Genomic DNA, 13,369 nt, shown 5'->3' on the forward strand with positions numbered 1-13,369 from the left:
CGACCAGATCGGCGAGGTGCTGCGCCTGCCCGAGGACGGCAAGGAAGACAACCCCGTCAACCTCGACCCCCGCATGGCCAAGCTCGCCGGCGGCGTCCACCGCCTCGACGGCCAGCTCATGGTCGTCCTCGACGTCGATCGCGTCCTCGAGCTCGAAACCAAAGTGCAAATGGCTGCGTGAGCCAACCGAAACATCGAAGCCGGAGAACCGAAATGAAGACGTGTTTGGTGGTCGATGATTCCAGTGTCGTGCGCAAGATCGCGCGCCGGATCCTGGAAGGTCTCGAGTTCGAGGTCACTGAGGCCGAGGACGGGTCGAAGGCGCTCGAAATCTGCCAGCGCAAGCTGCCCGATGCGGTGCTGCTCGACTGGAACATGCCTGTGATGGACGGCTTCGAGTTCATGGGCCACATGCGTCGCCTGCCCGGCGGCGACCAGCCCAAGGTGGTATTCTGCACCACCGAGAACAACGTGGCTCATATCGCCCAGGCGCTCAGCGGCGGCGCCAACGAGTACATCATGAAGCCCTTCGACAAGGACATTATCGCCGATAAATTCGCTGAAGTTGGTTTGATCCCGGTCGGACAAGCCATGGTCTGAGTGTGTCTGGCCCGCGTGTTTTGGCCAGAGTGTCCCCTGTACAGTTTCGAAGAGGCCATCAGTGACGCCGACTGAGTATGAGTATTTGCGCAAATTCCTAAAGGATAATTCCGGTCTCGACCTATCCGCAGACAAGCAATATCTGATCGAAAGCCGCCTGCTGCCGCTCGCCCGCAAGGCCGGGTTCTCCGGCATCGCCGAGCTTGTGCAGAAGCTGCAAGCCGGCTCGCGCCCGCTGATCACCGACGTGGTCGAAGCCATGACCACCAACGAGACCTTCTTCTTTCGCGACAAGGTGCCTTTCGATCATTTCCGCGACACGATCATGCCCGAGGTCATCAAGGCGCGCGCCGGCCGCCGCAGCGTGCGCATCTGGTGCGCCGCCGGCTCGACCGGGCAGGAGCCCTATTCGCTGGCGATGTGCCTCAAGGAGATGGGCGCGGCCCTCACCGGCTGGCGCATCGAGATCATCGCGACCGATCTGTCGCAGGAGGTGCTGGAAAAGGCCAAGGCCGGGGTCTACAGCCAGTTCGAGGTGCAGCGTGGCCTGCCGATCCAGATGCTGGTCAAATATTTCAAGCAGACCGGCGAGACCTGGCAGATCAATCCCGAATTGCGGGCGATGATCCAGCATCGGCAGCTCAACTTGCTGCACGATTTTGCCCAGCTCGGCACCTTCGACGTGATCTTCTGCCGCAACGTGCTGATCTATTTCGACCAGGACACCAAGATCAACATCTTCAACCGTCTGGCGCGCCAGATCGAGCCCGATGGCTTCCTGGTGCTGGGTGCGGCCGAGACCGTGGTCGGGCTGACCGACACGTTTAGGCCGATTGCGGAACGGCGCGGCCTCTACAAGCCGAACGATCCGCGCACGGCGGCAGCCAAGCCGGCTCTGGCCGGCGCGGCCCCGCGCCTCGCGGTGATGGCAGGACGCTAAGCATGGCCGAGGATGGAAAAGGTGCGGAGCGCGTGACGTTCAGCCGTGGCTATGACGTCTGCATCATGGCGATCGACGGTACCTGGCGGCGCGACTGCAAGCTCAACGCGATCTCCGATACCGACGCCATCCTCACGGTGGAAGGCTCGATCCAGGGGCTGAACCTGAAAGAGTTCTTCCTGCTGCTGTCGTCAACTGGCCTCGCCTACCGCCGCTGCGAGCTGGTGCGCGTCAACGGCGCCGAGATGGACATCCAGTTCCTGCGTGGCAAGAACCGGAAGAAGCGCGGCGCGGCCGGCGGCCATGACGCCGCGGCCTGATCAGGGCGTGGCTGCCGCCGCGCTTTCCGCCACGTTGCTTTACATTTGCTGAAACATCCGAACCAATTTGCCGAAGCAGCTTTACGTCGTCTAAGCGCGAGCCGTGTAGCCATTGCTGGTCTCAATCTCAGGATACGGCAATGCCCAGAAGCTCTCTCTCTCCGATCCCGTCAAACCTGCCCGACGTCGCCGAGCGGCGTGCGCTTCAGCTCCTGGTGGTCGATGACGATGCCACGCAGCGCAGCCTGATCACGGTCGCCGCCAAGCAGGCCGGCCACGAAGTCACCGTGGCGCCGTCGGTGGCGGAAGCGATCAAGAAGCTCCGCGCCGCGCGCTTCGACTGCGTGACGCTCGATCTCGTGCTGGAAGATGGCGACGGAATCGACGTGCTGCGCGAGATGAAAGAGGCGAAATTCGCCGGCGCTGTGATCGTGATCAGCGGTATGGACGGCAAGCGCCGCAGTGCCGCCCGCAGCTTCGCCCGTTCCGTCGGGATCGAGCTCCAGAGCCTGCCGAAGCCACTGGATCTCGCGGCCCTGCGCATCAGCCTCGCCAATCTCAGCAAGACCGCGATGGGCTTGCCCGCAATCCATACTTGGGGTGGTGTCGCCACCGAGGCGATCGTGGAACGGCACCGCGCCTGAAGCATGATCCGGACCCGAAGGGCCGCGTTAGCGCAAAGTGCGAAGCGGTCATCCGAAAAGATCATGCTCAAACAACAGCCTAAAGGCGCGATGACGATTGATCCTGATCTCGTCGCGCTTTAGCTGCGGAGCTGCCATGCGATCGGATGTGGCGGCTGCGCCGCCGCGCTGATCGCGATCCTATACGTCGCTGGATTCCGATAGGCATTGCAGGGCGTGGCGAAGCCCGGCCCGGCAGGCGCCGAGGGCGGCGCTCGCGCTGGCGTATGGGGGCGTGACGTCGTCGAGGATGAAGACGTCCGCGGAACTTTCCGGATCATCGCCGTGTTCTTGATCCATGGCTGCGGCGATCCGGCGCATGCTGGTCTCGATCTGCGCGATCAGCAAGCGAAGGTCAGCCGCAATCAGCTCACGGCTCTCGACTTCGGGCGTTGCGACCAACGGCGGCGTATCGGCCAAATTTAGCATGGATATTCTCCGTCCTCTGCAATTAGGCGCCATGCCGCTACTTGTGCGTTAAGTCCGTGTCCCGTACAAATACGGGTGGGCCGAATCCGCGCCGAACGCCATAACGGTTGGCGCGGACGCGAGTCCTTCATGCCAACCGGATGTGGCACATGGCCGAACAAAGCTCTCGCGGTGAAATCTTCGTGGTCGACGACGACCCTGCCGTTCGCGACACCTTGTCGATGGTGTTGAAGGCGGCGGGCTATGAGGTGATCTGTTTTGCGGACGGCGCAGCGCTGCTCTCCGTCGCCCGAAACCGCACACCGGCTGCGATCCTGCTCGACGTGCATATTCCCGGAAAGTCGGGCCTCGACATTCTCAAGGAATTGCACGGCGAGGACTATCCGGCGCCGATCTTCATGATCTCCGGGCAGGGCGACATCGCGATGGCGGTGGGCGCGATCAAGAGCGGTGCGCTCGACTTCATCGAGAAGCCATTCCGCGGCAGCGAGATTGTCGGCCGACTAGACGAGGCGATCGGCGCCTATGCACGACGGCAGGCGGAGAACGCGTCGCCGAAATTCGGCTCGCTGCATTTCCCCGGACGCGAGCCGTTGACGCGCAGGGAGCGCGAGGTGCTCGAGCAGTTCGCCTCCGGTGCATCCAACAAGGAAGCCGGCCGTACGCTCGGCATCAGCCCGCGTACCATCGAGGACCACCGCGCCAACATCATGAAGAAGCTCGGCGCGCGCAATGCCGCCGACCTGATCCGCATCGTGATGACCGCAGCCCAGCGCGCCTCGTAGGACGAGATCTCTCTTTCGTGCCCCGGACCCAGCGCGTCACGCAGTGATGCGCTGCCGAGCCGGTGTCCATCTTTTCAACTGATCGCAAGAAGTTTCTGGGTTCCGACTCTGCGGCGCAGCGTTCTACGTTGCGCACTTATCTGGGACACGCGAACATGCCTCACTCGCTCAATGCCTTTCGGATGATCCGCGCCAGATCGGACTTGCGATAAGGCTTGGCCAGCAGCAGCACGCCCGCATCCAGCCGGCCATGATGGATGATCGCATTCTCGGTATAGCCGGACGTGTAGACTACCCTGAGATCGGGGCGGGTCTTCTGGAGCTCGTCGGCGAGCTGACGTCCGTTCATCTTGCCGGGCATGATGACGTCGGTGAACAGGAGGTCGAACGGCTTGCCTGCGGCGACGATCGCGAGCGCCTCGGCCGCGTTCGCGGCCTGCAAGGTGACGTATCCCAGCGAATGCAGCTGAGCCAATACGTAGTCACGGACCAGCCGGTCGTCCTCGACCACAAGGATGGTCTCGTGCCCGCCCTCGATTGGCGCCGCCGTCACACCCTCGCCGACCGCCGTCGGTGTCTTGCCCGGCGGCAAGTACATCTTGATCGTGGTGCCGTGGCCTTCCTCGCTGTAGATCTTGATGTGCCCAGCGGACTGCTTGATGAAGCCGTACACCATTGAGAGTCCGAGTCCGGTGCCCTTGCCCGGGCCCTTCGAGGTGAAGAAGGGATCGAACACCCTGGGCAGCATGTTCGCAGGGATTCCGGTGCCGGTGTCGCTCACGGCAATCAGCGCATAGTGCCCCGGCGGTACGTCGTTGGCGCTGGCATAGACCTCGTCGAGATAGGCGGCGCCCGTCTCCAGGATCAGCTTGCCGCCGCCTGGCATGGCGTCGCGGGCATTGAGCGCGAGGTTGAGGATCGCGGTGGTGAGTTGGTTGGGATCGACGATCGCGACGCAGCTCTCGTCCTCGAATGCCGATTCGATCTGGATCTGCTCGCCCAGCGTCGGGCGCAGCAGTTTCGCGGTGTCGACGATCAGCGAGTTGATGTCGACCTCGCGCGGCTGGAGCGGCTGCTTGCGCGCGAAGGCGAGCAGGTGCTGGGTCAGATCGGCGCCGCGCGCGGCCGCCTCGTCGATCATCTTGGTGATGGCCGCGAGCTGCGGCTCCTTCTCGACCGCCTCCGCCAGGATCTCGATGGTTCCGGTGATGACGGTGAGGATGTTGTTGAAGTCGTGCGCCACGCCGCCGGTAAGCTGGCCGACGGCCTCCATCTTCTCGGCATGACGGATGCGCTCCTCGGCGGCGATCTTATCGGTGAGGTCGCGGTAGAAAACGTTGAACAGCAGGCCCTCGCGGCGCTTCAGCGCGGTGACGCTGAGCTCGGCCCTGAACTCCTTGCCGTCGCGGCGGCGGCACATTAGCTCGCGGCGCCGATTCAACGTCCTGTCGCCCTCGTTTTCCAGGAAGTGCTTCAGGCCGGTCCAGACCCTTTCGCGTTCGCTTTCGGCGACGATCAGATCGATCGTGTTCTTGCCGAGCACCTCGTCGCGGCGCCAGCCGAACAGCCGTTCGGCTTGCGAATTCCAGTTCAGGATGCTGCCGGTCTCGTCGGTCTGCACGAACGCATCGAGCGAGGTCTCGACGATGTTGCGGGCGAGACGTTCGCTCTCGCGCAGCGATTCCTGCGCGAGCCGCGCCTCCGTCATGTCGCGTCCGACGAAGAAGAAGCGCTGCGCCTGCTCGGACCAGTTGCCGAGCCAGGACAGCCAGACCTCGTGTCCGTTCTTGTGGAAGCAGCGCGTATCAGCGAGCTTCGGCCGCTCGCCGCGCCGCATCACGCGCATGTTCTGGCGAGACTGCTCCAGATGGTCGGGATGAACGAAGTCGGCGCCGTTGCGGCCGATCATCTCCTCCGGCGGGTAGCCGAGAATGGCCTCGCTGCTCGGGCTGATCTGCGCGATGTGGCCGTGCGCGTCCATCACCATGATCAGGTCCTGCGACGTCTCGAAGATCTGCCGCCGCTCCTCGAGCTGCTGCTGCAGCGCCCGTTCGGCCCGCCGCGCCTCGGTGAGGCTGCGCGCAGATCCGGAGGCACCGACGATCTCGCCCGACGGTCCCCTGATCGGCGAGAGGCTGAGCGAGATCTCGACCGGAGTGCCGTCCTTGCGCAAGCGCACCGTCTCGAACCGTTCTATTGGTTCGCCCCGGGCGATCCGCTGCAAATAGAGCTTGCCCTGCTCGCGGCGATCGGCAGGTACGATGATCGCGGTGGATTTCCCGATCGCCTCGTCCGCCGAATAGCCGTAGAGGCGTTCGGCAGCCGGATTCCAGCCCGTGATGATCGCATCGAGCGTCTGCATCACGATCGCATCGTCGGATGATTCCACTGCGGCGCTGAACAAGCGCTCGCGCGCCGCATGATGGCTTCGGGCTGCCTCGGTGCGGCGATGCTCCTCGATCTCGCGTTGGAGCGCGGCCGTTTTCGCCCGGGTCTCCTCAACCATCTGGGCAAAGGCCCGTGCCAGCACGCCGGTCTCGCCGCTGGCATCGACCGGTATGTCCGCGGGACGCCCGTCGCCGATGGCTTCCACGGCCGCGGTCAGGCGCCCGATCGGGCGCGTCAGCGAGCGCGCCAGGAGCACCGCGAGTAAAGCCGCAGCGAGCACGGCAAGCCCGCCGACGAGCAAGGACGTCCTTTGAATGGCTGCCGGCACGAGGCCGAATACCGGCGGGGGAATCGTCTCGATGATCGCAACCCATTCCTTGCCCACGAGCAGCGCCGGCGCGATGGCCGCCCCGCTCGGGCGGCCCGATCCGTCGGTCATGAGCCGCGTGGATCCTTCCAGCGTCCCGGCCAAGGCTGCAAAATATGGAAAATCCTTGCGCCAGTCGTTGGGACGATCATGCAATGCGCCGAATTCCCGCGTGCGATCGGGATGGACGAGATAGTCGCCGCGCGAATTCACGACGTAGATCTCTCCTCCTGAGGCAGCGGTCGCTCGGACGCGCTCGAGGGCCGGACGCATGTCGATATTCGCAATGATGATGCCGAACGGCCTGCCGTCCGACGTGAACAGGGGTGTGGCGACGCGCAACGTCGGAACGTGGGAGGCGGTGGTTCCCCCCTGGCGCGTGGCGAGATTGATCGGGGAAACATAGATTTCACCCGCCGCCAGTCGAATCGTCTCCTGGAAGTAGGTTCGTTCGCCCTTGCGCTCCAATTCGTCGCTGGGGACGATCCGCGCCTTTCCATTCGGGCCGGAGCGATCGACGCGGACCAGCTCGCGCTGGTCGTCGTCCAGACCAATGATGCGAAACTGTCCATAGCTGGGCTTGGCGTCGATTTCGGCGGCGAGCCGCGCTGCGATGCGCTCGCGCCAGGTTTGTTCCGAAACGCCGTCGGATGGGTCGATGCCTCCACCAATGTGAGCGCGGATCAGGCCGTTGATGGCTGCGGCAGAGCGGTAGCCGAGCAGATCGCCGCGCGCGCCGGCAACGTAGGATTCGAGATTGGTCGCCAGCAGCCGTGACTGGGCTTCGACGCGTTCCAGCACCCGCGGAATGACGGCCTGGGTGGTGTTTCGATAGCCCAACCATCCGACTGCGGCCACTGTCACCGCCACCAGCAGGATCATCGCGATGGCAAGCCGCGTTGCGAGCGTCATGGGGATATTCGCACCGCCTCCCGAATGGCCGCGGTTCCGGCCTGTAACGGAATGAAGCTCCTTGTCATCGCTGGCCGGTGCTGACATCGGGATTCCCCAGCGATGCCGCCTGTGCCGTGCCTAGGCAACCATCGACCGCCGCGAGCAGTGCGCCTGGTCGGAACGGCTTTTGCAGGCTTGCCTCTGCGCCGAGCTTGGTTGCCATCTTCAGGAAATCCGGCTCCGCATAGGCGTCCGGCGCGGCCGAACGGCCGGAAATGACGATGATCGGGATGGCCGGGGCCAGCGCCCGGATGTGGCGCATCGTTTCCAGCCCGTTCATGCCGGGCATGAAAATATCGAGAAACAACAGGTCGAACCGGCTAGCCTCGAACAGCGCTAGTCCCTTGCGGCCATCGCCGGCGACGGTGACGTGATGACCGGCCCTCTCAAGGAGCAGCCGGATCGTGATCTGCACGGCCGCGTCGTCATCCACGATCAGGATGTTGGCCACGTCTGAAATCCTCCGGACCGGATGGAACATTCCCAGCGGCCCAAATCAAATCATCAAACACGAAATTGTTGCGCGGATTCTGCCCAGCCTGCAAGCACTTCGCGAGCGACACCATTCCGTTCGAGGCCAACCGATCCCGCCGACTATATGCATGCTCTCGTGCATAAGGGGCCCAGCTCGGGACTTCTAGTCGGTCAGATACTCGGGATAGCGGCTTCGAATCTTGTCCAGCTCGCTCAGCGTGCCCGACAGATGCATGCGCAAATGCTGTTGCGCGGCCTCGGCGTCTCCAGCCTCGATCGCGCGCGTGATCAATCTGTGGTGACGGACGATGTTCTGGGCCTTGCCAGGCGAGGGCAAATGCAGCCGTCGCAGTCGATCGATATGTCCGCTGCGGCTGCGCACCAGCGTCCAGAGCTCCTGCTTGCCGGCGGCCGCATAGAGCTGCGCATGAAAATCATTGTCGCCGGCGATGAAGCTCTCGAAGTCGCCGGCCTTGGCGAATTGCTGCTGCAGCGCGATCGCGTGGTCGAGGCGGGTGACGAGAGCCGCGTCATGCCTTTCCGCGAGCAGACGGACGATTTCGAGCTCCAGCGCCTGGCGCAGAAAATGCGCCTGCTCGGCGCGACCGACATCGACCCGGCTGACCACGGTCGCGTGCTGCGGAAACACGTCGACGAGCCCTTCTTCCTCCAGCCGCATCAGGGCGTCGCGGATCGGCGTCGAGCTGACGCCGAATTGCGCTGCGAGATCGGTGCGCGACAGCGGCGCGCCCGGCGGCAGCTCGAGCGCGAGAATCGCGTTGCGCAGCCGCTCGAACACCTGCGGCGCGGCCTGCCGGGCCCGGTCGAGCCGCGCGCCGGCGCGGGCGGCGGCACGGGGTGCGGGATGGGCTGATTCCATGGCGACGGCTCCGGCGGGCTTGCCATTGATGTACTAATGCATTAGTGCATCAATACTATCGCACGTCAATGGCGGCCGGAGGAAACGAACAACAATGATGAAGCAATTGCAGAGTGGGTTTGCAGCCATCGTCTTGATCGCCGCGATCGCCCTGGCGGGCTCGCCGGCCAAGGCTCAGCAGAAGTCCGAAATCGCGCTGTCGCGTCAGCCCGGCATCTTCTACATGCCGAGCCACATCATGGAGAAGCTGAAGCTGATCGAGAAGCACGCGGCTTCCCGCGGCGTATCCGGTGTCACCACCAAATGGATCACCTTCTCCGGCGGCGGGGCGCAGACCGACGCGCTGCTCGCCGGCGGCGTCGACATCCTCAACACCGGCACCGGCAATCTGCTGCTGCTGTGGGATCGCACCCGCGGCGGCGTGAAGGGCATTGTCGCCACCTCGGCGCAGCCGATGACGCTGATCAGCCGCGACGCCAACATCAAGTCGATCAAGGATTTCGGCCCGGGCGACAAGATCGCGGTGCCGACCGTGAAGGTTTCGACCCAGGCGATCGTGCTTCAGATCGCGGCCGCCGAGGCTTTTGCTCCCGACCAATGGTCGAAGTTGGATGCCAGCACCGTGCAGCTCGGTCACCCCGATGCCTATGCGGCGCTGTCCAACCCGAAGCACGAGGTGCACAACCACTTCTCGATCCCGCCCTTCACCTTCCTGGAGCTGAAGAACGTGCCGGGTGCGCATGTGGTGCTGTCGTCGCCCGACGTGATGGGCGGACCGCTCAGCCAGGCCCAATTCTTCACCACGACGAAGTTTGCCGACGCCAATCCAAAAATCATCCAGGCCGTGCGCGACGCCACCAAGGAAGCGCAGGATCTGATCCGCAGCGATACCAAGCAGGCGGTCGAGATCTACAAGGAGATCACCGGCGACAAGACATCGGTGGAAGAGCTGCTCGATCTCCTGAAGGAGCCCGGCATGATGGAGTGGAATCTCGAGCCGCAGGGCACGATGAAATTCGCCGCCCATCTCTACAAGACCGGAACGCTGAAGAATCAGCCCAAGGCCTGGACGGATTACTATCTTCCCGTCGCCCACGATCTGAAGGGCAACTGATGGCACTGCTCGACGTCAGCGGCGTGACGCTGCGCTACAAGACCTCCAGTACCGTCGTCACCGCCACGGAAAAAGTGAGCTTCACCGTCGATCGGTCCGATCGCTTCGTGTTGCTCGGTCCCTCCGGCTGCGGCAAGTCGACCCTGCTCAAGGCCGTCGGCGGCTACATGATTCCGGGCGAAGGCCGCATGACCATCAACGGCCGCGAGATCGTTGGTCCCGGCGCCGACCGCATGATGATCTTCCAGGAGTTCGACCAGCTCCTGCCCTGGAAGACCGTGCTCGCCAATGTGATGTTCCCGCTGCTCACTGCGAGAAAGCTGTCGCGCAAGGACGCCGAGGCGAAAGCGCGAGCCTATATCGAAAAGGTCGGCCTCACCCGCGTTGTCGATGCCTATCCGCACACGCTCTCCGGCGGCATGAAACAGCGCGTCGCGATCGCGCGCGGCATGGCGATGGAGCCGGACATCCTGCTGATGGACGAGCCGTTCGCCGCGCTCGACGCGCTGACGCGCCGGACCTGCCAAGACGAGCTGCTCCAGCTCTGGAGCGAAACCAAGTTCACCGTGCTGTTCGTGACCCACTCGATCGCGGAGGCGATCCGCATCGGTAACCGCATCCTCTTGCTGTCGCCGCATCCCGGCCGCGTCAAGGCCGAGGTGGTCGATGTCGACAAGGTCTCCAATGGCGACGGCAGCGCCGGCCGGCTCGAGAAGGAGATCCACGATCTCCTGTTCGCCTCCGAAGCCGTGGCGCATTGAGGGAGTCTCTGATGGGTGAAGCGAGAATCCTGCTGCGCGACGCTTCGGCTGCCGCATCTACCGGCGCCGGCGACGTCGAGCGCAAGCTCAGCGTGCCTGAGCTGCTGTGGAACGACGGTTTCGTCCGCAAGACCGTTATTATTCTGTTCCTCGCGGCGGTCTGGGAGGCCTACGGCGTCACCCTCGACAATCCCCTGCTGTTTCCGACGTTGCACGACACCTTCGTCACGCTGTTCGAGCGGGTCAAGGACGGCACCATTCCGATGCGGGCCTGGACCTCGCTGAAGGTGCTGTTCATGGGCTACTCGGCCGGCATCGTGCTGGCCGCGATCTTTACCGTGCTCGCCATCTCGACCCGCATCGGCACCGACTTCCTCGAGACCGTGACGGCGATGTTCAACCCGTTGCCGGCAATCGCGCTGCTGCCGCTGGCGCTGATCTGGTTCGGCCTCGGCAATGGCAGTCTCGTCTTCGTGCTGATCCATTCGGTGCTGTGGCCGGTCGCGCTCAACACCCATTCCGGCTTCAAGAGCGTGTCCAACACGCTGCGCATGGTCGGCCGCAATTACGGCCTGCGCGGTCTGCCTTACGTCGCCAAGATCCTCATACCCGCGGCCTTCGGCTCGATCCTCACCGGCCTCAAGATCGGCTGGGCGTTTGCCTGGCGCACGTTGATCGCGGCCGAGTTGGTGTTCGGCGTGTCCTCGGGCCAGGGCGGGCTCGGCTGGTTCATCTTCGAGAACCGCAATCTGCTCGACATTCCTGCCGTCTTCGCAGGCCTCTTGACCGTGATCATCATCGGGCTCTTTGTCGAGAACCTGATCTTCCGCGCCATCGAGCGGAACACCGTCCAGAAATGGGGCACCCAATCATGACCAAGAACAAGAAGAAAACGCCCGACCAGCTCCGCAGCGCGCGCTGGTTCGCGCCCGACGATCTCCGCTCGTTCGGCCACCGCTCTCGCACCATGCAGATGGGCTACGCGCCGGAAGAGTGGAAGGACCGGCCGATCATCGCGATCCTCAATACCTGGTCGGATGCGCAGCCCTGCCACATGCACTTCAAGTCGCGCGTCGACGACGTCAAGCGCGGCATCCTGATGGCCGGCGGCCTGCCGCTGGAGCTGCCGGCACTGTCGCTGTCGGAATCGCTGCTCAAGCCCACCACCATGCTCTACCGCAATCTGCTGGCGATGGACGCCGAGGAATTGCTGCGCAGCCATCCCGTCGACGGCGTGGTGCTGATGGGCGGCTGCGACAAGACGACGCCGGCGCTGCTGCTAGGGGCAACCTCGATGAACATCCCGGCGATCTATCTGCCGGCCGGTCCCATGCTGCGCGGCAATTGGAAGGGCAAGACGCTCGGCTCGGGCTCAGACGGCTGGAAATATTGGGACGAGCGCCGCGCCGGAAAAATCTCCGACAAGGACTGGCTCGATATCGAGGCCGGCATTGCCCGCAGCTACGGCACCTGCATGACCATGGGCACGGCCTCGACCATGACGGCGATCGCGGAAGCGATCGGCATGACGCTGCCCGGCGCGTCCTCGATTCCGGCCGCCGATGCCAACCACATCCGCATGGCCTCCGAATGCGGCCGCCGCATCGTCGAGATGGTGTGGGAGGATCTGACGCCGAAGACGATCCAGACTCGCCAGGCGTTCGAGAACGCGATTGCGGTCGCGATGGCGATGGGGTGCTCGACCAATGCCATCATCCATCTGATCGCTCAGGCCCGCCGCGCCGGCCAGGACATCAGCCTTGACGATTTCGAGATCGCGAGCCGCAAGGTACCCGTGATCGCCAACGTGCGGCCGAGCGGCGATACGTACCTGATGGAGGATTTCTTCTATGCCGGCGGCCTGCCGGCGCTGATGGGCCAGATCAAGCCGCATCTGCATCTCGACTGCGTCACGGTCACCGGCAAGACGCTGGGCGAGAACATCGAGGGCGCCGAGGTCCACAATGCCGATGTGATCCGCTCGGTCGACAATCCCATCTACAAGGAAGGCGCGCTCGCCGTGCTCAAGGGCAATCTCGCGCCCGACGGCTGCGTCATCAAGCCCTCCGCCTGCGCGCCGCGCTTCCTCAAGCACACCGGACCTGCGCTGGTGTTTGACGATTATCCCGCGATGAAGAAGGCGGTCGACGATCCCAATCTCGACGTCACCGAGGATCACATCCTGATCTTGCGCAATGCCGGGCCGCAGGGCGGACCGGGCATGCCGGAATGGGGCATGCTGCCGATCCCGACAAAACTCGTGAAGCAGGGCGTGCGCGACATGGTGCGCATCTCGGATGCACGCATGAGCGGCACCAGCTATGGCGCCTGCATCCTGCACGTTTCGCCTGAATCCTATATCGGCGGCCCGCTGGCGCTGGTCCGGAACGGCGATCGCATCACGCTCGACGTTGCCGCGCGCACCATCAATCTCGATGTCCCCGAAGCCGAGCTGGAAAAGCGCCGCGCCGCCTGGAAACAGCCCGAGCCTCGCTTCGAGCGCGGCTATGGCTGGATGTTCACAAAACACATCAAGCAGGCCAATGATGGCTGCGACTTCGACTTCCTCGAGACAGATTTCGGCGCGCCGGTCGGCGAGCCTTCGATTTACTAGTTTCACCGTCGTTCCGGGCCGATGCGAAGCATCGAACCCGGAACCTCGAGATTCCGGGCT

13 protein-coding genes and 1 pseudogene are annotated in these 13,369 nt (G+C 63.9%); 10 read left to right on the top strand and 4 right to left on the bottom strand.

Annotated features, from left to right (window positions below; all coding sequences use genetic code 11):
- The 5 genes and pseudogenes from IVA78_RS30515 to IVA78_RS30535 all read left to right on the top strand — a co-directional run.
- Positions 1-181, top strand: a pseudogene (locus IVA78_RS30515) (chemotaxis protein CheW); the annotation flags it as partial.
- Positions 182-213: 32 nt separating this feature from the next.
- Positions 214-600, top strand: a complete 387-nt coding sequence (locus IVA78_RS30520) for a response regulator (protein WP_027577509.1) — start codon at positions 214-216, stop codon at positions 598-600.
- A gap of 61 nt (positions 601-661) precedes the next feature.
- Positions 662-1,540: a protein-glutamate O-methyltransferase CheR gene (locus tag IVA78_RS30525; protein ID WP_247469144.1), complete on the top strand. Its 879-nt coding sequence runs from the start codon at positions 662-664 to the stop codon at positions 1,538-1,540.
- A gap of 2 nt (positions 1,541-1,542) precedes the next feature.
- Positions 1,543-1,860 (top strand): hypothetical protein, encoded by a 318-nt coding sequence (locus tag IVA78_RS30530; protein ID WP_011083221.1) that lies wholly within the window; start codon positions 1,543-1,545, stop codon positions 1,858-1,860.
- A 140-nt stretch (positions 1,861-2,000) separates the two neighbouring features.
- A complete protein-coding gene (locus IVA78_RS30535) occupies positions 2,001-2,504 on the top strand; it encodes a response regulator (protein ID WP_247279754.1) in 504 nt (167 codons plus the stop codon).
- A gap of 180 nt (positions 2,505-2,684) precedes the next feature.
- Here IVA78_RS30535 and IVA78_RS30540 read toward each other — a convergent pair whose 3' ends face one another.
- A complete protein-coding gene (locus IVA78_RS30540) occupies positions 2,685-2,972 on the bottom strand; it encodes a hypothetical protein (protein ID WP_247469146.1) in 288 nt (95 codons plus the stop codon).
- 149 nt (positions 2,973-3,121) lie between these two features.
- On the opposite strand from IVA78_RS30540, the gene IVA78_RS30545 reads away from it, so the two are divergent.
- Complete coding sequence (locus IVA78_RS30545; protein ID WP_091897867.1) at positions 3,122-3,757, top strand: response regulator; 636 nt, start codon at positions 3,122-3,124, stop codon at positions 3,755-3,757.
- A 160-nt stretch (positions 3,758-3,917) separates the two neighbouring features.
- Here IVA78_RS30545 and IVA78_RS30550 read toward each other — a convergent pair whose 3' ends face one another.
- The 3 genes from IVA78_RS30550 to IVA78_RS30560 all read right to left on the bottom strand — a co-directional run bounded on the left by IVA78_RS30550 (position 3,918) and on the right by IVA78_RS30560 (position 8,820).
- Positions 3,918-7,511: a PAS domain S-box protein gene (locus IVA78_RS30550; protein WP_247469148.1), complete on the bottom strand. Its 3,594-nt coding sequence runs from the start codon at positions 7,509-7,511 to the stop codon at positions 3,918-3,920.
- Positions 7,489-7,917: a response regulator gene (locus IVA78_RS30555; RefSeq protein WP_247469149.1), complete on the bottom strand. Its 429-nt coding sequence runs from the start codon at positions 7,915-7,917 to the stop codon at positions 7,489-7,491. Before IVA78_RS30555 ends, IVA78_RS30550 begins: the two co-directional genes overlap by 23 nt.
- Before the next feature lie 186 nt (positions 7,918-8,103).
- Positions 8,104-8,820, bottom strand: coding sequence for a GntR family transcriptional regulator (locus IVA78_RS30560; RefSeq protein WP_247469151.1), 717 nt, complete (start codon positions 8,818-8,820; stop codon positions 8,104-8,106).
- Positions 8,821-8,914: 94 nt separating this feature from the next.
- Between IVA78_RS30560 and IVA78_RS30565 the strand changes: the two genes are divergently transcribed.
- From IVA78_RS30565 to araD, 4 genes are read left to right on the top strand one after another with little or no spacing between them, the layout of a single operon-like run.
- Positions 8,915-9,934: an ABC transporter substrate-binding protein gene (locus IVA78_RS30565; protein ID WP_247469153.1), complete on the top strand. Its 1,020-nt coding sequence runs from the start codon at positions 8,915-8,917 to the stop codon at positions 9,932-9,934.
- Positions 9,934-10,695, top strand: coding sequence for an ABC transporter ATP-binding protein (locus tag IVA78_RS30570; RefSeq protein WP_247469155.1), 762 nt, complete (start codon positions 9,934-9,936; stop codon positions 10,693-10,695). The genes IVA78_RS30565 and IVA78_RS30570 overlap by 1 nt, the downstream gene beginning before the upstream one ends.
- Before the next feature lie 11 nt (positions 10,696-10,706).
- On the top strand, positions 10,707-11,570 hold the full coding sequence (locus IVA78_RS30575) for an ABC transporter permease (protein ID WP_247469157.1): 864 nt from the start codon (positions 10,707-10,709) through the stop codon (positions 11,568-11,570).
- Positions 11,567-13,309, top strand: coding sequence for an L-arabinonate dehydratase (araD, locus tag IVA78_RS30580; protein ID WP_247469160.1), 1,743 nt, complete (start codon positions 11,567-11,569; stop codon positions 13,307-13,309). The genes IVA78_RS30575 and araD overlap by 4 nt, the downstream gene beginning before the upstream one ends.
- Positions 13,310-13,369: the final 60 nt, after the last annotated feature.

The organism is Bradyrhizobium sp. 137 (assembly GCF_023074095.1).
Classification (GTDB): Bacteria; Pseudomonadota; Alphaproteobacteria; order Rhizobiales; family Xanthobacteraceae; genus Bradyrhizobium.

Excerpts from the sequence above, each read along its gene's own strand:
- IVA78_RS30540 (WP_247469146.1), bottom strand. The coding sequence starts at position 2,972 with ATGCTAAATTTGGCCGATACGCCGCCGTTGGTCGCAACGCCCGAAGTC.
- IVA78_RS30550 (WP_247469148.1), bottom strand. The coding sequence starts at position 7,511 with ATGTCAGCACCGGCCAGCGATGACAAGGAGCTTCATTCCGTTACAGGC.
- IVA78_RS30535 (WP_247279754.1), top strand. The coding sequence starts at position 2,001 with ATGCCCAGAAGCTCTCTCTCTCCGATCCCGTCAAACCTGCCCGACGTC.
- IVA78_RS30545 (WP_091897867.1), top strand. The coding sequence starts at position 3,122 with ATGGCCGAACAAAGCTCTCGCGGTGAAATCTTCGTGGTCGACGACGAC.
- IVA78_RS30560 (WP_247469151.1), bottom strand. The coding sequence starts at position 8,820 with ATGGAATCAGCCCATCCCGCACCCCGTGCCGCCGCCCGCGCCGGCGCG.
- IVA78_RS30575 (WP_247469157.1), top strand. The coding sequence starts at position 10,707 with ATGGGTGAAGCGAGAATCCTGCTGCGCGACGCTTCGGCTGCCGCATCT.
- IVA78_RS30565 (WP_247469153.1), top strand. The coding sequence starts at position 8,915 with ATGATGAAGCAATTGCAGAGTGGGTTTGCAGCCATCGTCTTGATCGCC.
- IVA78_RS30570 (WP_247469155.1), top strand. The coding sequence starts at position 9,934 with ATGGCACTGCTCGACGTCAGCGGCGTGACGCTGCGCTACAAGACCTCC.
- araD (WP_247469160.1), top strand. The coding sequence starts at position 11,567 with ATGACCAAGAACAAGAAGAAAACGCCCGACCAGCTCCGCAGCGCGCGC.
- IVA78_RS30520 (WP_027577509.1), top strand. The coding sequence starts at position 214 with ATGAAGACGTGTTTGGTGGTCGATGATTCCAGTGTCGTGCGCAAGATC.
- IVA78_RS30530 (WP_011083221.1), top strand. The coding sequence starts at position 1,543 with ATGGCCGAGGATGGAAAAGGTGCGGAGCGCGTGACGTTCAGCCGTGGC.